Source organism: Paenibacillus donghaensis (assembly GCF_002192415.1).
In the GTDB taxonomy this organism is placed as follows: domain Bacteria; phylum Bacillota; class Bacilli; order Paenibacillales; family Paenibacillaceae; genus Paenibacillus_AQ; species Paenibacillus_AQ donghaensis.
Map to the genome: position 1 here is coordinate 7,004,646 of NZ_CP021780.1, position 22,548 is coordinate 7,027,193.

General features: G+C 49.9%; 21 protein-coding genes. 2 read left to right on the top strand and 19 right to left on the bottom strand.

All coding sequences use genetic code 11. The features are described from left to right. Positions 1-150: 150 nt before the first annotated feature. The 4 genes from B9T62_RS31730 to B9T62_RS31745 all read right to left on the bottom strand — a co-directional run bounded on the left by B9T62_RS31730 (position 151) and on the right by B9T62_RS31745 (position 3,695). Positions 151-918 (bottom strand): hypothetical protein, encoded by a 768-nt coding sequence (locus B9T62_RS31730; RefSeq protein WP_087918915.1) that lies wholly within the window; start codon positions 916-918, stop codon positions 151-153. Positions 919-998: 80 nt separating this feature from the next. After that, positions 999-2,666 (bottom strand): recombinase family protein, encoded by a 1,668-nt coding sequence (locus tag B9T62_RS31735; protein ID WP_087918916.1) that lies wholly within the window; start codon positions 2,664-2,666, stop codon positions 999-1,001. A gap of 40 nt (positions 2,667-2,706) precedes the next feature. Then, positions 2,707-3,249: a hypothetical protein gene (locus tag B9T62_RS31740; RefSeq protein ID WP_087918917.1), complete on the bottom strand. Its 543-nt coding sequence runs from the start codon at positions 3,247-3,249 to the stop codon at positions 2,707-2,709. A 152-nt stretch (positions 3,250-3,401) separates the two neighbouring features. Continuing rightward, a complete protein-coding gene (locus B9T62_RS31745; RefSeq protein WP_087918918.1) occupies positions 3,402-3,695 on the bottom strand; it encodes a hypothetical protein in 294 nt (97 codons plus the stop codon). A gap of 247 nt (positions 3,696-3,942) precedes the next feature. Between B9T62_RS31745 and B9T62_RS31750 the strand changes: the two genes are divergently transcribed. Beyond that, positions 3,943-5,052: a competence protein CoiA family protein gene (locus B9T62_RS31750; protein WP_087918919.1), complete on the top strand. Its 1,110-nt coding sequence runs from the start codon at positions 3,943-3,945 to the stop codon at positions 5,050-5,052. 325 nt (positions 5,053-5,377) lie between these two features. Here B9T62_RS31750 and B9T62_RS31760 read toward each other — a convergent pair whose 3' ends face one another. From B9T62_RS31760 to B9T62_RS31805, 10 genes are all read right to left on the bottom strand, one after another. Then, positions 5,378-6,382, bottom strand: a complete 1,005-nt coding sequence (locus tag B9T62_RS31760; protein WP_087918920.1) for a TIGR02452 family protein — start codon at positions 6,380-6,382, stop codon at positions 5,378-5,380. Between the two features lie 140 nt (positions 6,383-6,522). Then, positions 6,523-7,083, bottom strand: coding sequence for a riboflavin biosynthesis intermediates N-glycosidase (locus B9T62_RS31765; protein ID WP_087918921.1), 561 nt, complete (start codon positions 7,081-7,083; stop codon positions 6,523-6,525). 596 nt (positions 7,084-7,679) lie between these two features. Further along, positions 7,680-7,847 (bottom strand): CxxH/CxxC protein, encoded by a 168-nt coding sequence (locus B9T62_RS31770; RefSeq protein WP_087920500.1) that lies wholly within the window; start codon positions 7,845-7,847, stop codon positions 7,680-7,682. A 189-nt stretch (positions 7,848-8,036) separates the two neighbouring features. Next, positions 8,037-9,878: a thiol reductant ABC exporter subunit CydC gene (cydC, locus tag B9T62_RS31775; RefSeq protein WP_087918922.1), complete on the bottom strand. Its 1,842-nt coding sequence runs from the start codon at positions 9,876-9,878 to the stop codon at positions 8,037-8,039. After that, complete coding sequence (gene cydD / locus B9T62_RS31780; protein ID WP_087918923.1) at positions 9,875-11,638, bottom strand: thiol reductant ABC exporter subunit CydD; 1,764 nt, start codon at positions 11,636-11,638, stop codon at positions 9,875-9,877. Before cydD ends, cydC begins: the two co-directional genes overlap by 4 nt. After that, positions 11,638-12,651 (bottom strand): cytochrome d ubiquinol oxidase subunit II, encoded by a 1,014-nt coding sequence (gene cydB, locus B9T62_RS31785; protein WP_087918924.1) that lies wholly within the window; start codon positions 12,649-12,651, stop codon positions 11,638-11,640. Before cydB ends, cydD begins: the two co-directional genes overlap by 1 nt. Beyond that, positions 12,641-14,044, bottom strand: a complete 1,404-nt coding sequence (locus tag B9T62_RS31790) for a cytochrome ubiquinol oxidase subunit I (protein ID WP_087918925.1) — start codon at positions 14,042-14,044, stop codon at positions 12,641-12,643. The genes cydB and B9T62_RS31790 overlap by 11 nt, the downstream gene beginning before the upstream one ends. 226 nt (positions 14,045-14,270) lie before the next feature. Continuing rightward, positions 14,271-14,501, bottom strand: coding sequence for a cold-shock protein (locus B9T62_RS31795; protein ID WP_087918926.1), 231 nt, complete (start codon positions 14,499-14,501; stop codon positions 14,271-14,273). A gap of 165 nt (positions 14,502-14,666) precedes the next feature. Next, entirely contained in the window at positions 14,667-14,867 is a 201-nt protein-coding gene (locus B9T62_RS31800; RefSeq protein ID WP_019914582.1) for a cold-shock protein, read from the bottom strand. Positions 14,868-15,154: 287 nt separating this feature from the next. Continuing rightward, positions 15,155-16,399 carry a S1C family serine protease gene (locus tag B9T62_RS31805; RefSeq protein ID WP_087918927.1) on the bottom strand — a complete coding sequence of 415 codons (1,245 nt, stop codon included), beginning with the start codon at positions 16,397-16,399 and terminating at the stop codon, positions 15,155-15,157. A gap of 361 nt (positions 16,400-16,760) precedes the next feature. Here B9T62_RS31805 and B9T62_RS31810 point away from each other — a divergent pair, with 361 nt between their 5' ends. Next, on the top strand, positions 16,761-16,967 hold the full coding sequence (locus tag B9T62_RS31810; protein WP_087918928.1) for a hypothetical protein: 207 nt from the start codon (positions 16,761-16,763) through the stop codon (positions 16,965-16,967). Here B9T62_RS31810 and B9T62_RS31815 read toward each other — a convergent pair. From B9T62_RS31815 to yycF, 5 genes are all read right to left on the bottom strand, one after another. Further along, a complete protein-coding gene (locus B9T62_RS31815; RefSeq protein ID WP_087918929.1) occupies positions 16,936-17,742 on the bottom strand; it encodes an MBL fold metallo-hydrolase in 807 nt (268 codons plus the stop codon). The genes B9T62_RS31810 and B9T62_RS31815 overlap by 32 nt on opposite strands. 14 nt (positions 17,743-17,756) lie before the next feature. Next, on the bottom strand, positions 17,757-18,497 hold the full coding sequence (gene yycI / locus B9T62_RS31820) for a two-component system regulatory protein YycI (RefSeq protein ID WP_087918930.1): 741 nt from the start codon (positions 18,495-18,497) through the stop codon (positions 17,757-17,759). An 81-nt stretch (positions 18,498-18,578) separates the two neighbouring features. After that, positions 18,579-19,871 carry a YycH family regulatory protein gene (locus tag B9T62_RS31825; protein ID WP_087918931.1) on the bottom strand — a complete coding sequence of 431 codons (1,293 nt, stop codon included), beginning with the start codon at positions 19,869-19,871 and terminating at the stop codon, positions 18,579-18,581. After that, on the bottom strand, positions 19,868-21,697 hold the full coding sequence (walK, locus tag B9T62_RS31830) for a cell wall metabolism sensor histidine kinase WalK (protein WP_087918932.1): 1,830 nt from the start codon (positions 21,695-21,697) through the stop codon (positions 19,868-19,870). The genes B9T62_RS31825 and walK overlap by 4 nt, the downstream gene beginning before the upstream one ends. Further along, on the bottom strand, positions 21,697-22,428 hold the full coding sequence (yycF, locus tag B9T62_RS31835; RefSeq protein ID WP_087918933.1) for a response regulator YycF: 732 nt from the start codon (positions 22,426-22,428) through the stop codon (positions 21,697-21,699). The genes walK and yycF overlap by 1 nt, the downstream gene beginning before the upstream one ends. Positions 22,429-22,548 lie beyond the last annotated feature (120 nt).

Consider the following 22,548-nt stretch of genomic DNA (forward strand, 5'->3'; position numbering starts at 1 on the left):
TTGCTGTTCTCAAAAAGTAAGTAATCCCTCCCTCTCTGATTTCCGAACAATGCAACCATCGCATAATTGTAGCTTGAGCCAATAGCAATTCCTGTCTTCTGCATGGGGATATATTTTTGTATCTCTTCTATTGTAAATGAAGCCTCAAGCTCAGCATTGTCCCCTTCTAAAGATTGTAAAAGCAATACAAATAACAAATAACAAATCAGCGTTCGCCCTTAGGGTAATTTTATCAAGATCAAACACGTCAGATTTGAATATACTCCAATCATGTTTCTTTGAGAGCGCCGGTGCCACTTTGGACCTGGATACTGGAACGGTCTTGATTTTATGCTTTCCGAACATCATGAGGAACTTGTTCAGCTCCCGTATATTGCTTTTTAGTTCTTTGACAGCAGGATTGAGTGCTCTCAGAAATTGAGAGAAAGACTGGACGTCGTCCATGCCCATCGGATTGCGTTTCCAAACCCAGTCCTCTCTGATCGTTGACATGAGATAATTCATAGTTCGAAAGCTATGAGGATCTATAAGACCTACTTGTTCAGAATTCATTAGGTGGGCCAAGAATGCTACTGTAGTGAAGGATTGATGCCCAGTTAGCTGGGCATCCCAAAATGTAAAGGTACTATTAAGATCACATTGCCCTACATCAGCAAACTCCGGCCAATACTTCTGTAGTTTGGCAATGACCTTGTGTGCAGGGACAAAGGATGTCTTTCCATAATGTCCATGCTTCCATTCCATCACTTGTCTAATGTCATCTATTTCTACGCTTTTGGGCTCAGAAAAAGCGGACAGCCATTTCTTATAGGGTTCCTCAGGGTACTTTGCCGCCTCATATTTGGATATATACTCGTTAAAATGCTCGGAAATCAACTTCGAGATGGATTCTATCTCTTTCTTTGTTAATGCTATCATTTGTTGTTCCTCCGTCTCTTGTCTCTTAGTAGGTCCAATCTCTCACAAGCCCCCATAGTAGGTCAATTGCAACTACTCTCCTATAAGGCAATCGAAATACACTGGCCCTGGATCTCTCGCTTCATCTGGACAGCAAAAGACCCCTCTGCATGGGTCGCAGAAGGGTCAGCGTTTAAAAAATGGTGTACCGTATTCTCATCGAAGTTCATATCGATTCGGTCGATGGTTTTTGAATCCTTGATTGTAATTTGCTTGATGACCAAATGCATTAAGGTCTTTCGTTGGTCAAAGGATGACGAGTCCAGCAGCTTATCGAACTTGTTCAGAAGAGAGCGGACAACTTCGTAGGAGACGGGCTCCGCATGGTCGTCTTTCATTTCCTCAGCCAGCTCTGTCTTTTTGACATGTAATCGTTCAAGTTCTTCACCAATATCATCAAGCCGTTTGGAGAACATCGTCTTATCTAAACCGTTCATTTCGTACATGTCAAAATACTTTCGCCGCTTCCCCTCCAGCTCTGTTATCTTAACCAGAATATGCTCAAGCTCCTGCTGGAGGGGTTTGACACGCTTCGTTTTCCTTTCATTGATGTTTTTCACGATAGCCTTGAGAATTTGAGGCTTTGCTAATACTTCTTTAAGCCGTTCGATTACATAATTCTCTGCCTCCAGCTTCCGAATGCTGTTGGCGCTGCATACCTTGCTCCCCTTGTTACAGAAGTTGCTGCAGGAGTAGTATAGACGCATGACCTTACTGCCGTCCTTCTTACGATTCTGAGTCCGATTAGCTACCATCGGCGCTTCGCACTTTGGACAGCGGATGAGCCAGGTTAACAGGAACTCGCCATCGAAGCGCTTCAGGGAGACCACTGATTTTTTCTTACGTAAATACTGCACTTTGTTCCATAGCTCTTCCGAAACAATAGCGGGATGAATCCCATCAAAAGTCTCCAGTTTGGCGTTAAGGCCCTTACGCCTTTTCTCACTCCAGTTTTCATACCTTCCGTAACGTATCCTTCCAACAAAGAATGGATTGTCCAGAATCTCCCTCACACCACTGATGGAGAAGGCTCCACCAGCTCGGGTAACATAACCCTCATGGTTGAGTTCGTTCGCAATCGACTTAAATCCTCGTCCGGTAGCGAATCGTTCAAATATCTTGAGAATAATGACTTCTTCCTCAGGAACAATCTCTACTTTTGATTCCCGACTCCGAACGCCATTCACGATGTCCTCTACACTTCGATACCCTAGCGATAGCTTACCATTGTGCTTCCCTGTCCTAGTACGTTGTTTGTGACCCATCTTAACATTGTCAACTATGGTATCACGTTCAAGCTGTCCTACAGCCCCCATGATATGCAACATGAATTTGCCGTGTGACGTTGAGGTGTCGAACTGTTCAGTCATGGACATAAAAGCGACGTTACTCTTATTCAGAATATTAACGATTTGTGAAAGATGCTCTGCATTTCTCGCCAATCTATTAAACTTCCACACCAGGACAGTATCGAATAAATTATTTTTTGCATCCTGAAGCATCTGCTGCAGCTCAAAACGATTATCCCTGCTCTTGCCACTGATGCCTCTATCCACATACTCACGGTAGATTTCATGGTTGTAGAGCTTACAGTAGTCTGTCAGCGTTTTGAGCTGTGCATCGATGGAATAGCCATGCTCAGCTTGCTCTTCCGTGCTTACACGAACGTATATAGCAACACGACGCACCTTATCTGCAATAGTTAACATGAGAATGATCGCTCTAGTTCCAGCACGACCCTACCTTGATTTAAACGGATTTGCTGTTGATTTTGCATTGTAATTCCTCCATGTTATTTGTGAATAATATTTGATTTAACGATGCACTGCCATGTACGACAGCTTTTGATATATCCCTGTTAGGGGGAAGCGTGATTTTATCAAATAAGCTCTTAAACAGCTTCTTTTGCTGTTCATGCGGGGAGGTTTGGACCATAGCCCACAAATTCTTCAATGCGGTAAGAATTTTATCGCTATCAACCAATTGTATCTGTTGATTGGCGAGCTTTTCTTCAACACCTCGCAGGGCCTCTTGCTTAACAGCTTTCTGCTCTTCGAGTTCTTTAAGCCGTACCACTAGAGTTTCCTGAGGGATATATTCCTCTTCAAATAACTCAAAGCATCTCTGCTGCCGCTGATCAAATGCAGCCAACTCCTTAATCAGACCTCTCTTTTCATCCTCAAGAGGTTTACGGCTTAGATCCCGCTTATCGTTCACCGTCGCGATAATTTGATTCAGTAAAGGAGGTTTAGTCACAAGCTCCTGAATTTGTTGAGAGAACCAACGATCCATATCATCTGCACGAATCGCGTTTAAGCTACACGCAGCGGAGCCCTTACTCCTATAGATCGAGCATACATAGTAGTAGTTCTTCCGAATTGTCCCGTTTTTGTTATAGCTCTTCGTGTGCGCTGCAATCGCTTGGACCGCGAATAGTATTTCTTTTAATATTTCCGGATGAAGTGGTTCCTTGCTCTACCGTCTGCCCACTCGTCCTCTTTGGTAAACTGGATTTCAGTCGGGGCCATCATGATAAACATATCGCTTCCGTCAAAATAAGTGTTTATGGAGTGATCTTCTTGGTAGGTTAGAGCTACCCTGACTTTGATGGTGGTGGATTGGAGATGCTCAACTCTTTCCTGTTCTATTGCTGCTAATGCCAGAAAGTGAATCGTGCCTTCAGGATCTAATGATGTTTTGAGAAAATCAAAGATCCGTTGTTGCTGTTGCTTGTTCATAGTTAGCCTCCATTTTTTGATATTTTTGAGAAGGTATAAATGTAAAAGACCCCTACTCCGATTTAGGAATAGGGGTTAGTCCTCCTTTCTTGCAAGTACCTTACTTAACATGATAATAATATCTACTTATACTTTGTTACAATTCGGTTGAGCCTAGTGTTATGGGTAAATTATACAAAATCATATCCAACCTTTGATCTGATAATGTTATCATTGCAATACTACCTTGTGGATTGGAAGGAACTATATGTCGATCAAACTTGCAGTAGCTCTGGAAGACAATAAAGTATTTAGGCATATAAGTGAACGAATAGACCACTCAAAATCATATACTTGTCCTATTTGTTCGGCAGTAGTCCAAAGTAAAAAAGGACAAGAGCGTCAGCATCACTTTGCTCATGCTCCAGGCTCTAATTGCTCAGCAAACGAGGAAACTATCCTCCACTTTAATGCAAAACACTACCTTGCTTATTGTATAAAAAATAAAATTGATATTGTATTTAATACACCACTAGAAGTCATTCCACCTAAACTAAAAAACATTTTTTCCAGCCTCGGTATGAAGGAATATCCGTTGTCTCTTATCTCCCTTGCTTCATTTTATAAAAGTCGTGGGACAAGAGTTGAAAAAGGAATTGGACCTTATATTGCTGATGTCATTATGCTTCTGCATGAGAAAAATATAATGAAAGATGCATCAGAGACCGGCTTCGTTTTCGAGATTTTTGTAACTCATGAAATGGAACAGGAAAAGCAGAAATGGTTCATTGATCATAATGTCAATTTCCTTGAACTTGTACCTAAATCAGTTGACGACAATACCTTTGTATTTCTAGTTCAACGGTTATGTATTCCTGATTATTTCTCAGACCTTCAAACGAAATTCATACAATCGAGTACAGATACTTTCCACCGTGAAATAAGCGAAATTGTTAGTAAGAATATTCAAATAGAAGAAGTTCAAAAAGTTGAAAAAGCTCTAAAGCTTAAAGCGTGGGATTGGGTAGTTGACCATATTCTTTACAAGGATGATTTACGTGCATGGGTACCTGATGAAATACAAGATGAAATGAAAAGTATAACTGTTAAGCCCCTCTGGGATCATGAAATAAGAAAAGTTAAGATGTTTGGAGCCAATTATAAAAAGGTCAGGGAGCATAGAATGGTCTTTGCATTGGATGATTCAAATCGAGAATTTCTTATTTTAAATGAAAAGATCCTTCTTGCCGAATTGCTAAAGGTATTATCGGTTGCATACCCCGCTGAAATGATTATTGGTAAGTCTCTACAAGGAAAAGAAGGGGTCATTGGATTCCGTCAGAAACCGAGTAGAACGAGGACCAGTAAATACAAATGAATAAAATTAATAAGCTCATACTGAAGACCCTTCTCACAACAAAAATAGAAGGGTCAGTTAATGTCTTCGTATTCTTTTCTAAATCTACTAGGTAGATTATAATAATTCCTCTTCGAAAATTACTTTATCAAACGATTCAATAATTGTTTTTTTATTATGAAATAAATACTCTTTTTCTTTTCGAGACTTCCTTGCAGAGTATTGAAGCGAGTATGTTTTCCCAGGGCAAGATTGATATAAATTTGATATGTTGTCATTATCCCTTCCTATCAATTCCCCATCCATCACATCACCGAATATCCATGGAGATCACTCGCTTCACCTCTCACGCAGTTCCAAACACATCCTCAAATGCACGAATCGTCTCCTTAGTCTTGGAATGATCCAGTACCGCGAATACAATTTGTTCAAAAAGCAGGCCATACCCCTCCTGCTCCAGCAGCTCCTTCCACCAGCGGGCCACCTCCAGGGGATTATTGCGGAAGACGCCGCAGCCGTAAGCTCCCAGCACCAGATGCCGGTCGCCGCTGGCGGCGAAGAGGGCCAGGGCCAGCTCCATTCGCTCCTGCATAATCTGCTTCGACTGCGCTGCGTCTTCCCCCTTCAGCAGCACCTGCCCGTAATTCACAGCTGGCAATGTCAGCACCGAAGCCGTCACCGGCTCAGCCAGCAGCTCAAAATGTTCATCACGGAAGAACACCACATCCGGCGAATAGATCGCATAATGGGTATACATCATAGATGGCGTATTCCGGTTGGTCTTATAGTAGTCGGGATTGCGCAGCTGGGTGGCGTACAAGCCGCTTGAAGCTGCCAGACTCTCCTCCTGAGCCATCGCCCCGTTCAGGAATCCACCGCCTTCGTTCTTCGCACTGGCGAAATTAAGCACGCCTACCTGCTTCGTACCGGCCTCAGCCAGATCCAGGATCGTTCTGACCGTCGCTTCCCCCGCTACTCTAATACTAGCCGTGGACAATTCCACATCGGCAGGTTCGCTTTCCAGCCTGGACTGAGCTGACTCTGAGCCTATTAGAACCTGCTCAACCTCTACCTCAGCTTGTTGTTCCAGCCTGTTCTGGGCTGACCCTATCTCATCCTGCCCAGCCCCTCTTTCGGCCTGCATTTCCATCCTCAACTTCGCAGCCCCAGCCTCCGCTCTAAATCGCGCCAATAGCTGAAGTCCCTTCTCCGGCGTAATCGTTTCACTCTGATCCTCCGAAGTCTGTTGCGCCGAAGAGAAGTCCACCCATGATCCTTGGTACAGATATTTCCCTTCATTCATATAGCGCAGAGTGTCCTGAGCAATTTCTTTACGATTCTTGTTATTCATAAGGTTTTGTCCTCATTTCTTGATCTATTGAATTTTTTCGTCTTTATACCGAATAAACCGTTTAAACACCAATAATTTGTTTAAATACGATAAATGTCCTATAACTCTTTCCCCGCATGACTGGCGGCAAGGGCTGTTTGTTATTCCGCTTGCGGCATCTGCAGCAGCTGCTTGACCTCCGTGAGCGCGAAGCCCAGCAGATTCTTGCCCCGCCATTTCAGCGTGTCCTCAGCAGAGGGATGATCCTTGGACAACCCGATTCCCCAGACTCGGTCGACGGGGCTGGCTTCCACAAGGATGCGTTTATTCGTATTGATCAGGTATAAGCCCAATTCAGCGTTTTGCGAGAATTTAGCCAGATTGCCTTTTTTGACAATGTCATAGCAGTGCTTCTCCCAGATTTCGTTGTCGAAGCCCTGCACCACCCGCCCCTGAGCCTTCATCGTCTTCGGATGCTTCGCCTCCATAATCTCGGCCAGCACGCCGCTATCGTTGAACAGCCGGGCTTTCTCTGCCATCATATACTGTTCCGTGCAGCTATATTCCACACCATCCGCCGTGAACCGGCACGGCCACCACTGGCTGAAGCAGCTCTGATTGATACTACCGTCCGATGGAGGTGTGTGTCCCCAGAACAGCAGGTACTTGAACTTCTGTCCGGCCCGGCACGCCGCTTGCAAGTCTGTTAACGTATATCTCATCGGAATCCCCTTCTCTATAGCTTATGTTATTGATTATTAGTTATTATCTAATTGTTATTATCAGAATATATAATTATCCATTGTTTGTCAAGCGGTGATATTCACTCCTTCATGGGTCATCCGCTTCTGCATACACGGCGAGCAACCTGTTGCTTATATGTTCAGAGTACCGTTACTGTGGAGCGACAACTACTCTAGATCACAACTCCTCTACGTTGGCGACAGTGCCAGTAGCAGCAACCAAAAGTAGCCTACCCAGCTTGTAACTGTATTTCGTACATCTATATTTGTGAATTGAGCGGCCAAAACAAATATAGCTGCATTTCGTACATTTATTTCTCTCTATTTAGGGGTGAAGTAGCCTTTTGACGGAATATAGCTGTACAGAATACACTTAAAGTTGTTTTAGGCCCATATGTACTCGAAATAGCTGTACCAAATACAGTTACCCTTTAGTTCAGCACCGATCAGTAGCAGCAGCAGCAGATACTCCCCACAACTCTACTTATCCTACCGCGCCCTCCAAGTTACCTGAAATGAACAACAAAAAGGACGTGAGCCACGTCCCTCTAATCAGCCTATGCTATTCCACACCTCTAGATCACCAGATATTCCGCATTCTTCTCACATTCTGCACAACGGGCCGGCGGGTCCCAATCCGAGAACACCGTCTCCTTCAGATCGACAATATCCGGGGCATCCTCGTACTCATCTACAAATTGCTCAATGGCCAGCTCCACATGTTCTTTGCACACTACATACATTCCTTCAAGCATCCCTTTCTGTGCCGCTGCGGCTTATACTCCTTCTACTGTTCTACCATACTTTCCGCCAAAAGAAAACTCCCTACGCCCCGAATTTCAGCCCGCCGTAATCACACAAAAGCTCCCCTGACCTCAAGGGTCGTAAGGGGAGTTCCTGATTACATGCTGTGCGCTGAATTCGCGTTCAGCTTATTCGGTCGCCGGGGCTGCCTTCGGAGCTATGCTTGTCAGCTCCACCGGCCGATCCAGCTCATACAGCCGCCGGTAGCGCGGCTCCCGCTTCATCAGCTCCGCATGAGTACCGCGCATCTCCACAGCACCGTTCTCCATGAAGATGACTTCGTCCATCTGCTCCGCGCCCACCAGGTGATGCGTTACCCAGATCAGTGACTTGCCAGCCATGGCGTCAAACATCGTGGCCAGCAGCTCGCGCTCGGTGCGCGGGTCGAGGCCCACGGTAGGCTCATCCAGAATCACCACGGGTGTATTCTGCAGCAGGATACGGGCCAGCGCAATCCGCTGGCGCTCCCCGCCCGAGAACCGCTGGCCGGCTTCGCGCACCGGCGTAGCGTAACCCTGCGGCAGCGAGGAGATCAGCTCATCCACTCTGGCCAGCCGGCCAGCCTGCTGAATCGCTTCCTCCGATGCCTCCGGGTCCCCGAGCCGGATATTGTTCGCTACTGTGGTATCGAACAGATGCGGGCTCTGGTTCAAGACCGCGATCACGGAAGGGATCCGCTCGCCGTAGGCGGCGGCATCAATCCCGTTGATCACCGCTTCTCCCGCAGACGGCTTCAGCACGCCTTGGATCACCTTCAGCAGCGTCGACTTGCCCGCGCCGCTGCGGCCGATGATGGCGATCTTGCGGCCCTGCGGGATATCCAGCGTCAGATCGTGAATCGACCAATCCCCTTCCTTGTCATAGCGGAAGCTGGCACTGCGCAGCTGAATGTGGGTGCTGTACACCTCAGGATGCAGCTGCTCCTGTCCTGCCTCGTTCAGTCCGGCCATTTTGCGCAGGACAGCCGGGTCCAGACTTCCCTGCAGCGGGTCCGGCCCGTGCCCGGCGGCCAGGGCAGGTTCCGCTTCCACGCCAGACAAACGTTCCAGCGAGTTGCGGTACTGCGGGATTTTCTCCACCGCCTCCGAGACGGGCAGGAACGCATCCGCTACCGGGAACACGACCAGCACGAACGCGGCAATCAGCGTTCCGGCGATCGCACCGTCGGCATATTGCCCTGCTGCCCAGTAGAGCAGGGAGAGCACGCCGATGCCCACAACGGCTTGCCCGATCAGCATCCGCAGGCGGGCCCAGCTGCGCAGGGCAGCGTCCGTACGGGCCACCGCTTGCTCATCTGCTTCATAGGTTTCCACGAACTGGCTCTGCCGTCCGCTGATCACCCAATCCCCCATGCCAAGCACGGCGTCGGTCAGTTTCTGGTAGAGCCGGTTGCGCTCTTGCTTCACCTGGCGCTGGCGCTTCTGTGTGAACAGCAGCGAGATTAGCGGCAGCACAGCGACCAGCACGAGAATATATAGTGCCATCAGTAAGGCAAAGGCCCAATCAAAGGTACCGAGCGAGATCACGGCAATGGCATAGATCAGCAGCGCGATAATACTGGGGAACACCGTGCGCAAATATACATTTTGCAAATATTCAATATCATCAGCAAGCATGCCCAGAATGTCTCCGGTCTTAAAGCGCGAAGACAGGAATAACGCCTGCGGCTCCAGGATGCTGTACAGGCGGACACGCATTCCCGAGAGGATGCGCAGAATCGTATCATGTCCAACCAACCGCTCCACATAGTGGATAACAGCGCGGCTGGTGCCGAACGTACGCACACCGACAATCGGCACATAGATCATCAGAATATTCTCCGGCGGAATCGACGCCTTGGAGATCAGGAATCCTGAGGTATACATCAGCGAGGAAGCCGAGAATACCGTCAGCGCACCCAGCAGAATAATCAACAGGAAACGCCAGAAATAGGCCGAGAAATAAGGAGCAAACCACCCTTCACGTTTCAATGGATTCCCTCCAGTTGCAATTGAATCAGCTCGTAATAAGCACCCTTGCGGGCGATCAGTTCCTGAGGTGTGCCGACTTCCGCCACCCGTCCCTGCTTCATGACAACCACCAGGTCCATATCGGTCATCCAGTGCAGGCGGTGGGTGGCTAGAAAGACCAGCTTGCCTGCAAACAGCGGCAGCATCGTTTCCTTCAGCTCATATTCCGTCTCAATATCGAGGTGGGCTGTCGGCTCATCCAGCAGCAGGATCGGTCTGCGGCTGAGCAGCGCACGGGCCAGCGCCACCCGCTGTTCCTGTCCACCGCTCAGCACCCGGCCGCCGCTGCCAATCGGCTCTGCTAAGCCTTGCGGCAGGGCTGCGGCCAGCTTGCTTAATCCGGCGGCAGCTACCACTCCGGCCACTTCTTCATCGGAGGCCTCCGGGTAGTAGAAGCGCACATTCTCCGCCAGCGAGCCGCTGAAGATATAAGGCCGCTGCGGAATATAAGAGGTCTGCTTGCGCCAGGCCTCATCCGTCAACGCACTGACAGCCGTGCCATTGATTCTAATCTGGCCGGAATCAGGGTGAAGGAAGCCGCCCAGTACATCAACCAGTGTCGATTTGCCGGCTCCGCTCTCCCCGATAATGCCGATTCGGCAGGCTCCCTTGAAGCTGAGGTTAACCTCATCCAGCGAAGGGCCGCCTTCTTCCTCATATTTCACACCGATGTCGCTCAGCGTCAGCTCCGATTCCGGCTTCCAGCTGAAGACGGATGCCGGAATCGACGCTGCTGTCCCCTGTTCCGTACCGCTTGGCTCAACCAGTACGGCCTGCGCCGTGTCGCGGTCAATGATGCTCTTCATCGCTTCGCCCGCTTCCTTGCCGTCCAGCGTAGCATGGAAGTCGGCCCCGACCAGCCTTACCGGCAGGAAATACTCGGGGGCCAGAATCAGGATGGTCAGCCCTGTCACCAGCGTCATCTGCTCATTGACCAGCCGCAGGCCCAGACTCACCGCCACTGACGCCACGGACAGCATCGTGAAGAAGTCCATCGCGAACGAGGACAGGAAGGCCACCCGCAGCGTCTTCATCGTGGCCGAGCGGTAGCGGTCGCTTACCAGCGCAATGCTCTCGCTGTGGCTGCGACTGCGGCCCAAGAATTTCAGCGTCTCCAGCCCGCGCAGTGAATCGACGAAATGGTTCGACAACGTGCGGTAGGACTTCAGCTGGCGGTCCATCTGCTTGCGTGCCGTCATGCCAATCAGGATCATGAACACGATGATGATCGGCATCGTTAAGGTAAGAATAATACCGCTGGCAGTATCCAGCGTATAGACATAGAACAGCAGTAGAAATGGCGTCACCGACATACCAACCATCCGCGGTATAATCAACTCCAGATAAGTGCGGAACTTGGTCACTCCCTCTAAGACAAGAGTAACCAAAGTGCCGGTTCCCCGGTCCCCTGCCAGTCTCGGCCCCAGCTGGAACAGCTTGTCCATCATGGCCCTGCGCATGCTGCTGCCTGTCGCCTCTGCGAACCGGTAAGATACCCGGCTCATCAGCAGGGCGCAGATGTGGCGGAGCAGAAACGCAAGAAGGAACAAGAGCGAAGTCGCCCATTGTTCCTCCAGCGGTTCTCCCGCGAACAGCGCAGATACAACCTCTGCCAGCGATTTTGCCAGCAGAAGAATGGACAGGCTTTGCACCAGGGTAAGGAAGCCCACGATCAGAAAGACCGGCTTTACTCCTTTGTACCCAAGCAAATTTTTATCCATTAGTATTCAAGATGCTCCTTCTCGTGAATCCGTTTGTGAAAGATAAAGTAACTCCAGATCTGATAGCCCAGTACGAACGGCAGCATCGTCAGCGCCACAATCGTCATCACCTTCAGCGAATAATGGCCCGAAGCCGCGTTGGTAATTGTCAGATTGAAGGCTTGATCAATCGAGCTGATCATCACGCGCGGGAATAGTCCCACGAAGATGGACGCTACCGAGAGGGCAAACACCGCACCGGTCATGCCAAACGCCCAGCTGTCCTTCTCCTTGGTCATGAAATATCCGGCCGCCACGTAAGCGGCGATACCCAGAATAATAATAATCAGCAGCCAGGTTCCGCGTTGCTCGAAGATATCCGTCATATAATATGTCATTACCACAAAAGCTACCAGCAGCGCGCCCAGCGGCAGCAGCAGCTTCTGGGCCAGCTTGCGCGCGCGCAGCTGCAGATCGCCGGTCGTGCGCAGCGTTGTGAACATTAGTCCATGCACCAGGCACATCATCACTACAGCCACACCCGCAAGTACGGTGTAGACATTGACGATGTCGGTAAATCCGGCACGCATCTGCATGTCCGCATCAATCGGCAGCCCTTTAATGAAGCTGGCGAAGACTACGGCAAGCAGGAACGGCGGCAGCAGACTGCCGAAGAAGATGCAGGCGTCCCAGGTTTTTTTCCAGGCCTGTGAGTCGCGTTTGCCTCTGAATTCAAAAGCCACCCCGCGCGCAATCAGCGCCAGCAGTGCGAACACAAACGGAATGTAGAATCCGCTGAACAGCGTCGCGTACCACTCGGGGAACGCTGCGAACATCGCACCCGCCGCTGTAATCAGCCAGACCTCATTAGCATCCCAGAACGGGCCGATCGAGTTGATCAGCACCCGCTTTTCACTGTCGTTTTTGGCCAGCAGCTGTGTCTGCATCCCTACCCCGAAGTCGAAGCCCTCCAGGAAAAAGAAGCCCACAAACAGCACCGCAATCAGCAGGAACCATAATTCATTAAGAGACATGTGGCCCGACCCCCTTGTTATACGGATCATGTGGCTGACCGTGATCTTGATCCATGTTGTACGGACCTTGTTTGATTACCTTAATGAACAAGCCAACCAATACGGCACCCAGAATCGCATAAATCGTTGTAAATGATATCACCGAGAATAGCACCTGACCGCTTGTAATATTAGGCGATACGCTGTCTTTTGTCTGCATCAGTCCGAATACCGTCCAAGGCTGACGGCCAATTTCAGTCATAATCCAGCCTGCGGTATTAGCAATCGGTGGAAGCAGCAGCCCCCACAGCATAAAGCGCATGAACCAGGTATTCGGACGGTCCATCTTTTTGCGCCACATCAGATACATCGCATACAAGCCAAGCACAATCATCAATGTACCAGCCAGCACCATAATCCGGAAGCTCCAGAACGTCGTGCGCACGGGCGGGATATAATCTCCCGGTCCATATTGCTGTTCATATTCTGCCTGCAGCTGATTCATCCCTTTAACTTCACCGGAGAACTTGCTGTACGACAGGAAGCTCAGCATATAGGGAATTTGGAATTCGTTAGTGTTTACTTTGTTGACCGGATCTATATTAGCCCATACGGTCCAAGGAGCCGGATCACCACTTTTGCCCCATAGTGCTTCAGTGGCTGCCATCTTCATCGGCTGGGTCCCAACCAGGTATTGTGCCTGGGCATGTCCGGCTACTGCCACACCAATAGAAGAGATAATCCCTACAATAGCTGCAATCTCGAACGATTTTTTGAAAAAAGAAACCTCCTGCTTCTTCAGCAGCTTATACGCGCTGATCCCCGTCACCAGGAATGCGCCTGTGGCATAAGCCGCCAGCACCGTATGCGGGAACTCGACCAGCAGCTGGCCGTTCGTAATGAGCGCGAAGAAATCATTCATCTCCGCCCGCCCATTATTAACCGCGAAGCCAACCGGGTGCTGCATGAAGGAGTTCGCCACCAGAATCCAGAAGGCCGACAGCATCGTGCCGAAGGCTACCAGCCAGATCGAGAGCAGATGGACTCTTTTGGACACCTTATCCCAACCGAAGATCCACAGCCCGATAAAGGTAGACTCCAGAAAAAAAGCCAGCAGCGCTTCTATTGCCAGCGGAGCCCCGAACACATCTCCTACGAAACGCGAATAGTCCGACCAGTTCATCCCGAACTGGAATTCCTGCAGAATCCCTGTTACTACACCGACTGCAAAATTGATGAGAAACAGCTTCCCCCAGAATTGCGCCATTTTTTTGTATTCCTCATTGCCTTTTCTAACGTACATGGTCTCCATAATCGCAATCAGGAGCGCTAGTCCAATGGATACCGGCACAAAGAAATAGTGAAAAATCGTCGTCGATGCGAATTGAAACCGTGACAGCATGACTGTATCCATATTTCTCCCCTTCCTGTTCCCTCAATTCAATAGATCTATTCTGTCAAAAATTCGAGGGAGTAAGTGTGATATATGTCACAACAAACAGGGCTTTCAGGGCTTAAAAACAATAAATTTGTGACAAATATCACAATATAGCGTTAGAATGCAAAAAAAATAAGACGGTTTTCCCGTCTTGGATTGGTTCTTGATGCTATAGCAAGCTTTATGCGTTAAGGTCTTATCATCAGGTAATCGAGATACCCTTCTTCAACGATTTGAGGTCGCCATTAGAATTGAGCAACAGCGGAAGCATCTTCATGCTACGTTCCATAGGAGAGTGACAGAGACGACAAGAAGGCGCATGTTCAAATGCGAAATTATCCCTCATCCATCCATTACAACCCTCATTGGTACAAGCCCAGATTGCAGTATTTTCTTCCGGTATTTCCTCCAAAGGTTTCTTCCGGTAGTTCATTGCCGTTCCTCCTTCCTTTATGTTCCAAAGGTAAACGTCGAATCCAGTCGTAATTCGTCTTTCTTTTCTTGAAATATCAGGAAGTTAATCCAAGATGTTCATCTATTTGATATTATAAAAAAAGACCGTCCCGACTTAAAAAAGCAGGGACGGTATCTTCTATTATTACAGTTTTACAACGTTTTCGGCTTGTGGTCCGCGGTTGCCTTGAACAACGTTGAATTCAACGCGTTGGCCTTCGTCCAAAGTTTTGAAGCCGTCGCCAGTGATTGCGCTGAAGTGAACGAATACGTCGCTTCCGCCTTCAACTTCGATGAAACCGAATCCTTTTTCTGCGTTGAACCATTTAACTGTACCTGTTTGCATGTGTGTTACCTCCACAAATTTAAATTAATATGTTCTTTTTATCTTCAAACAAAGAAAAAATTCACACATTGAGAAAGGTTGTATTTCTGAATCGACAGCCCTTTTCAATGTCAGAATTAGGTATCAATTGTATGAATGTTTTCATATTACCACACCTTTATAACAAAGGCAAGCTTGCTTATCCGAATTTAACCTTATTTCCCCTGAAAAGGCTGACTTCCCAATGTAAGGGTTATCAGCCTCCTTCTCCGTGACTGCTGTACTAGTATATGCGGCCTTTACAGCATTTATTCCTCGGGTTTCTCAAGAAGTTTTACGGTAACCTGCTTGACTTCTCCGTTGCGGTAAAATGTGATCTTCAGCTCGTCGCCAATCTTCGTTTTGTCGTATAAATATTTGCGCAGCTGCAGTGTAGAATGTATTGGCTGATTGTCAAACTTGGTAATCACATCATTAAGCTGCAGGCCGGCTTCCTTGCCCGGACCCACGGCATCCAGTACCACTACGCCGTCTGTTACGCTGGTTGGCAGATTCAGCTCCTTGCGCTGATCCTCTGCAAGCGGCACATACGGGTTGTTAAGATCTATCGAATATACACCCAGATAAGAACGGGCGATTTTGCCTTTGGCAGACAGCTCATCGGCGATATCCATAACATGGTTAGCGGGAATCGCAAAGCCCAATCCCTCCACACCGGTATCGGAAATCTTCATGGTGTTGATGCCAATCACCTTGCCGTTCAGATCAACCAGCGCACCGCCGCTGTTGCCTTCATTAATGGCGGCATCCGTCTGGATGACCTCCTGCTCCCAGTCGTATACCCCATCCTGATTCAGAGAGACGGGAATGGTACGTTCGGTGTAGCTGACAATCCCGGAGGTCAATGTGTCGCCCAGACCCAGCGGATTACCGATGGCAATTACCGTTTCCCCAAGCCGCAGCTTGGAGGAATCACCTATCTGCGCAACCATGTTGATTCCTTTGACATCGATGGAGAGTACGGCAATATCGCTCACCTTGTCTGTGCCCACCAGCTCTGCCTTGCGCGTCACGCCGTCAACGGTCACAACCTCCAGGTCACCCGAGCCGTCGATAACATGATTGTTGGTAATGATATAAGCCTTTTTGTTGTCCTTTTTATAAATTACGCCTGAGCCCAGTGCCGACTCATCGAGAATTTCCAGTTCCTTATTATCTTCCTTGTGGTTGATAATGCTGACCACCGCCGGACGAACCGTCGCAGCAGCCTGAATAATGCGTTCATAGGGATCACCGCTGCTTGGTGCCACATTCTGGACCCTTACCGGCTCTGCCACTTTCTCCTGTGAGAGCTGACCGGTTACCAGACTGAATAGCAGAACGGCAACCACCGCACTGATCAAGGAGCTGATCGCGGATATTTGCAAGGTGGACAGACCCCGCCGGCTCTTGCGCACCGACCATGTCCGGTTATTCGACGAACTTGATGTTTCCGCACGTTCTCTGCGCCGTGATACCTTGGTTGAATAGAAATCGTCATCAAACAATCCCACCGGTAATCCTCTCCCCTCTATCGCCAGTGCATTCAAGCCTCGAAAGCCAAGTACCCACGCGCAGATATTCCTCTTATCTATTAGACTCCACTAAGCCTTAAAAAGTTTCACTTTATTCATTCACCACAAAATGGTATTAACTAAGCTGCCAACTCTGAAATACTTGTAATTTCCTTGGTTTCACGGAATATTTCACAGCTTGAAAGAGTAGACTAGGGGTATAAGCCATGAACGCTACCCTGCTTCTCGTCTGTTTACAATTGTATCACAGCCAGATGGCAAGACACTGACTTTCTCAGGTAAAATAACTGTAAACTTTTACACCAAAATAATGATTTCAGTAAAAAGGAGCTGCTGAACCATGGAATCGTTCTCCACCAGCATGGACCTGGTACAGTTCATTGGTAAACTTGGTGATTTGAAGGATGAACACTATCATATGACGCTGGCTTTCAATGCCATGATGGAGCTGTTGATCGAAAAAGGGCTGGTTACCCGCCAGGAGCTGGAGCATAAGACTGCAGAGCTGAACCAGCTTATGACTGGCTCACCTTATCCCATGGCGTAGGACGGTCAAAGTAAGTGTCGCACAGCTTGAACTCAGTGTCCTTATAGAAAGTGCCCCGGTCCTCCATCGCACAGCGCACCGACATTCTGGCCAGATCAATCATATTATGGTCTCTGCTTAAATGAGCCAGATAGGCCCGCTTGGTGCGTCCTGTCAGAATCTCACTCAGTGCTGCCCCTGCAGCATCATTAGATAAATGACCCATATCGCCCAGAATACGGCGTTTCGTATTCCACGGATAACGTCCCATCCGCAGCATTTCAATATCGTGATTAGCCTCCAGCACAAGCACATCGGCATCCGAGATTGCCGTTCTCACTTTATCGCTCACATAGCCCAGGTCGGTAGCCACACACAGCTTCTCGCTGCCGTCATAGAAATTATAAGCGACCGGCTCGGCCGCATCATGCGAGATGGCGAAGGACTCCACGCGCAAGCTGCCGAAATCCCTCTGCTCCCCCGACTCCAGAATGACACGGTTATGCTCGGCAATCTTGCCGATCCCCTTCTCAATGGCTCCCCAGGTGTTGGTATTGGCATAGATGGGAAGATCATATTTGCGTGCCATGGCTCCAAGTCCGCGGATATGGTCCGAATGCTCATGGGTGACGAGAATGCCGTCAATATCGCTCCCCGTCAGCTCGCGCATGGCCAGCAGCTCATCGATCCGCTTGGCGCTCAGCCCCGCGTCAATCATAAGTGTGGTTTCCCCGTTGCGGACCACCGTCACATTCCCGGTAGAACCGCTCGACAGAACTGTAAATGATATTCCCATAATTCCTGCTCCTTCTACTCTGTTGTCTTGGGACTGATAATGTCCGCACTGATCGCGTCCACATAATAGGTGCTGCCATCCTCCAGAATGAACCGCCACATGGGCGAAGCCACCTGGCTCTCCGAATTGAACAATTCGCCGTAATACCCCAGCTCAATCTCTTTCACCACGGCGTCTAGAGGGAAGTACTTCTCGATCAGGCTGCTCAGCGCCTGCGAGGCCGGAAGCACCTTCTGCTCGCCTTCCCCACTGCTCGCTCCAAGCTCAATCTTCGGCCAGCGGTAGGCAACAATTTTCTGTTCGCTGGTAATCAGCTCCAGCCTCACCCGGAACAACGACCATTTCTCCTGCACCAGCGGGTGGAGCACGAAAGTGCCCACGTCACTCTCCTGCGAGTCGAACCGGTAGCTTGCGATATCCGGGATCTGTCCCTCCAGCGCCTTGCTCAGCTCAGAGAAGGACGAATAGATCAGCTTGCTGTCGATCGGATTCTCCAGCTTCACCAGCGGCTCATTCTGCCCCTCGCTGGAATAGCTGTAAGTAATCGCAGGCAGCTTGGGCGTGGCCGCCGGGATCGGAGACAGAATCCGGATTCCCTTCTGCTCCATAACGGCCTGAGTTTCCTTGGACAGGGAAGTGAAATCAAGATTCGCGCTGACCTGCTCGCGCAGATCCATCCACAGCTGGTAGCACAGCAGCAGGTTCAGTCCCAGAAAGGCGAAGATCAGCACATTTTTGGCTCTTCCCCAGTCCATAGTTACTCCTCCTCAAAGTTTTGTGAGCCGTTCATCCTGATTTATCTTCGTACAAAACTACTTCGTAAGCATAATCCGCACTTAATTCAATGTATAAACACTGTCATCTTCAAGTGTGACCTTCCAGACCGGAAGCAGCTGCAGCTTGTCTTCCTTCAGCACCGGCACATATGCAGGAATGATGTCCTCCACAGGCGACACCTTGCCCAGCTGGTCCAGCTGATTCTGCAGTTCTTCACCTCCGGATAACTCCACAATCTTTTTCACGGCCTTCGTATTGTCGACATACATCAGCGAACGTTCATAATGGGAGACCGTGCCCTGCTGCAGCTCCACATGGATCGTGCCATACTGCAGCTGCGGCTTGCTGATAATGGGATAGGAGCCGTTCGGATAGGAGCCGTAATATTGCTGGAACGAAACCTTCCGTTCCTGTCTGCCCTCTTCCGTTGCCGCCAACCGATACGTTCCATTCCAGCCGCCATGCTGGTTGACGAAATCCACCGCCTCCAGCGCATCCATCGCCGGGGTGCTCTCTCCCGCAGGCAATGCGGCCGGATCGCTGTAGCTCATCCAATTCCGCTCACGGTCCACCTGCAGACTGCGCTTGCTGTCCGTATAAATCTCGGAACCATCCTTCTCCGGGATATAGCGGGTACTGCCGGCATCAAAGAACAGATTGCTCTGCATTTGTTCAATCGTATAGAAGGCTGAAGGCAGCGTCGCCTCAACCAGCGGTATCTTGGCTTCCGGCACATAATATTTGCCCATCACTGAGGTATAGGAGGTCAGATTCTGACCCAGCTCCACATGCTGCTGCACATCCTGGACCGTCAGGTCCGCTTTAGCCGCTTCATATACGATATCTCCGCGTGTGCTGAAGAAGATGACATGCGCTTTCGAATCATTTTTAATATTGTAAATCCAGATGCGGTCAATGCTCTCCCGCTCAAACAGCGAATCCGGAGACAGCTGCATCACACGCTGCAGCAGGGTTACCGGAATGCCTGATCCGAAGGACAGCTCAATGCCCGGATTCTCGCTGCGAATCTTCTCCCAGTCGAAATCCTGCACAGCCCGGCGCTGGAAGCTCTCGAAGCTGCGACCTTTCAGCCTGTTGAAGATGAGGCTGTAGAAGGTAGAGCTCGGATAGAATAGCTTGTGCTTGCCGTCGCCCATATGAATAATCATCTTGTTCGGATAGAGCAGATTCTCCACCTTTTCTTCCGGCCCCATGTTATCAGCCTTAACATACAGCGTCTCGGACATAACCGCAGAGTCGCTGCCCGGCAGCCGATAGATCAGATAATAGCTCTCTATAAGACTTCCAAGCACAAGCAGGGCAAGCAGCCACGATTTCACTCTTTCCTTCATGCCTCACTCCCCCTTTGGATGTTCAGAGGCAGTGTAAAGGTGACCTGTGAGCCTTCATTAAGCTCTGATTGGAGGGAAATCGAACCTCCGTGCGCCTTCACAATTTCCCGGGCAATGGACAAGCCAAGTCCGGTTCCACCCATATTGCGTGAACGGGCTTTATCCACTCTGTAGAAGCGTTCAAAGATCCGCTCGATATCTTTTTTGGGAATGCCAATACCTGAATCGCGTACCGAGATCGATAGCATGCCGTCCTCGTTCTTCAATGCCTCCAATTGAATCACCCCGCCTTCCGGCGTGTATTTAAGCGCATTGGAGAGCAGATTGCCCAGCACCTGATCAATCTGATCGCGGTCAAGCCAGGCATCCGAGACATCCGCATGCACCTGGGTGGTAATCTGAATCCGCTTCTGGCGGATCTGGAACGAGAAGCGGTCGGCTACATCCTCCAGCATCTCGGCGATATCCGTCTGCTGAATCCGCAGCCGTGCTTCCTTGGAATCAAGGCGCGAGAGATGCAGCAGATCGGTAACCAGGCGGATCATTCGCTCCGTCTCATTGCGGATAACACCCACGAACCGAACCGCCAGCTGCGGGTCCTCCAGTGCGCCGTCATCCAGCGCTTCGGCATAACTCTTGATTGTCGTAAGTGGTGTACGCAGCTCATGCGAGACATTCGCCACGAATTCACGGCGCGATTCCTCCAGGTTCTCCTGCTCGGTTACATCCTGCAGGACGGCGATAGTTCCGGCGATTCCGCCCTCCCGGCGGTGAATCGGCGTAAAGGTAACCCGGACGATATTGGAGTCGCCTCCGTCGATCTGGGTCAGATTCAGCATCGCCGATTGGGCGTTTCCCTTCGCCAGCGACCCGGTCTGCTCATGGTCCAACCCGAGCAGCACGTCCAGCGGCGATCCTTCGGGCAGCGGGCCTTCCGCTCCCAGCATCAATGCAGCGCGGCGGTTCATCAGAATGACCACTCCGCTCTCATCCGTAGCTACCACACCATCACTCATGTTGGTCAGAATGGACGCCAGCTTCTCTTTCTCTTCCTCATTCTGTGACAATGCTTCGCGCAATCTTCCTGTCATATAATTAAATGCCTGGCTAAGCTGTCCGATTTCATCATTGCCGAACACCGGCATCTTGCGGTTGAAGCGCCCTTCGGCCACCGCTGTGGCATGGCGGGTCATTTCCTTGATCGGCTGGGTGATCGTATGGGCCAGAATCACGCCCAGCACAGCCGTAAGTGCCAGCGCCAGCAGCAGCCCCGAGATGAATACACTGTTTATCCGGCTCATCGTGGCATACAGATCCTTCATGTCGGCGGCAATATAGATCGCTCCTACTACCTTATCACCCGAAAGGACCGGCTTCGCCACCACCTTCTTGCGCACATTGTCATCGGCAATAATGTACTCCTCATTATCACTGATACCCTGCAGGGCACGGCTGACTACAGTCTGGGTATTCCGCTGGCCCACATAATCATTCTGCGAGGGCACCGAAGTGGTGATGATTTTGCCGCTGGCATCGAGTACCTGAATCTCTGCCCCGTTGATGTACAGATTGTTCACCATACCGCGCAGGCTCTCCACCGCAGTTTCTTCATCAGCGGTTCCCGCTTCACTGCCGAATTTATCGGCCGTTAGAATGGATAACATCTCGGCACGGGCTTTGAGGTCCTTAGTGAAGTTGTCTGTGAGTGAATTTTTCATGGAGCTGACGAAATACACACCGATCAGCTGCATCGCAATCAGAATCAGCAGCACGTAGATAATAATAAGCTTGGCCTGAATCGTCCGAAAAAAGGACAGTCCCTTCATCACAGCCCTCCGCTTTTGGGATTATGCATCAAATAACCAAGCCCGCGCCGCGTAAAAATATATTCCGGCTTGCTGGGATTCTCCTCAATTTTCTCTCTTAGACGCCGGATCGTGACATCTACGGTCCGTACATCGCCGAAATATTCGAATCCCCATACGGCCTGCAGCAGATGCTCCCGCGTCATTACCTTCCCGGCATGACGGATCATATAATACAGCAGCTCATATTCCCGATGGGTCAGATCTAGTGGTTCGCCATCCTTGTACACCAGATACATATCCGTATCAATGAACAGGCCGAAATGCTGGACCCCCTGCTTGCCCGCCGCAGGCTCGTTTGCCGCATCGGCCGCCGCCGGTTTATGCTGCCGCCGCATCTGCGCCTTGACTCTCGCCAGCAGCTCTCTTGTGCTGAAGGGCTTGGTCACATAATCATCCGCTCCCAGCTCCAGCCCCAGCACCTTATCGATCTCGCCATCCTTTGCGGTGAGCATAATGATCGGAATATCCAGATGGGCCGAGCGGATCTCGCGGCATACATCCATTCCATCCTTGCCGGGCAGCATCAGATCCAGCAGCATCAGATCCGGCCGTTTGGACAAGGCCAGCTCGACTGCACTGTTGCCGTCGAAGGCGCAGATCACCTCGTAGCCTTCTTTTTCAAGATTAAACTTCAATATATCAGCAATAGGCTGTTCATCGTCTACTACCAGAATCGTTCCCATCTGCATCTCTTTCGCTTCACCCTTCTATCTTTGCTTTAAGGTTCATTCCTTTATTTTAACATACCTGTCCCGGGCTAACATCCCAGCTGCGGCGCACAACCCGTGAGCACAGATAAAATATTTCAA

Coding starts and splice junctions, on each gene's coding strand:
- cydB (WP_087918924.1), bottom strand. CDS start 12,651: ATGTCTCTTAATGAATTATGGTTCCTGCTGATTGCGGTGCTGTTTGTG.
- yycF (WP_087918933.1), bottom strand. CDS start 22,428: ATGCAGATGGGAACGATTCTGGTAGTAGACGATGAACAGCCTATTGCT.
- B9T62_RS31770 (WP_087920500.1), bottom strand. CDS start 7,847: ATGTATGTAGTGTGCAAAGAACATGTGGAGCTGGCCATTGAGCAATTT.
- B9T62_RS31760 (WP_087918920.1), bottom strand. CDS start 6,382: ATGAATAACAAGAATCGTAAAGAAATTGCTCAGGACACTCTGCGCTAT.
- B9T62_RS31790 (WP_087918925.1), bottom strand. CDS start 14,044: ATGGATACAGTCATGCTGTCACGGTTTCAATTCGCATCGACGACGATT.
- B9T62_RS31750 (WP_087918919.1), top strand. CDS start 3,943: ATGTCGATCAAACTTGCAGTAGCTCTGGAAGACAATAAAGTATTTAGG.
- B9T62_RS31815 (WP_087918929.1), bottom strand. CDS start 17,742: ATGGGAATATCATTTACAGTTCTGTCGAGCGGTTCTACCGGGAATGTG.
- B9T62_RS31765 (WP_087918921.1), bottom strand. CDS start 7,083: ATGAGATATACGTTAACAGACTTGCAAGCGGCGTGCCGGGCCGGACAG.
- B9T62_RS31730 (WP_087918915.1), bottom strand. CDS start 918: ATGATAGCATTAACAAAGAAAGAGATAGAATCCATCTCGAAGTTGATT.
- B9T62_RS31740 (WP_087918917.1), bottom strand. CDS start 3,249: ATGGATCGTTGGTTCTCTCAACAAATTCAGGAGCTTGTGACTAAACCT.
- cydD (WP_087918923.1), bottom strand. CDS start 11,638: ATGGATAAAAATTTGCTTGGGTACAAAGGAGTAAAGCCGGTCTTTCTG.
- B9T62_RS31825 (WP_087918931.1), bottom strand. CDS start 19,871: ATGAAGGAAAGAGTGAAATCGTGGCTGCTTGCCCTGCTTGTGCTTGGA.
- walK (WP_087918932.1), bottom strand. CDS start 21,697: ATGAAGGGACTGTCCTTTTTTCGGACGATTCAGGCCAAGCTTATTATT.
- B9T62_RS31735 (WP_087918916.1), bottom strand. CDS start 2,666: ATGTTAACTATTGCAGATAAGGTGCGTCGTGTTGCTATATACGTTCGT.
- B9T62_RS31795 (WP_087918926.1), bottom strand. CDS start 14,501: ATGAACTACCGGAAGAAACCTTTGGAGGAAATACCGGAAGAAAATACT.
- yycI (WP_087918930.1), bottom strand. CDS start 18,497: ATGGACTGGGGAAGAGCCAAAAATGTGCTGATCTTCGCCTTTCTGGGA.
- B9T62_RS31810 (WP_087918928.1), top strand. CDS start 16,761: ATGGAATCGTTCTCCACCAGCATGGACCTGGTACAGTTCATTGGTAAA.
- B9T62_RS31745 (WP_087918918.1), bottom strand. CDS start 3,695: ATGAACAAGCAACAGCAACAACGGATCTTTGATTTTCTCAAAACATCA.
- B9T62_RS31800 (WP_019914582.1), bottom strand. CDS start 14,867: ATGCAAACAGGTACAGTTAAATGGTTCAACGCAGAAAAAGGATTCGGT.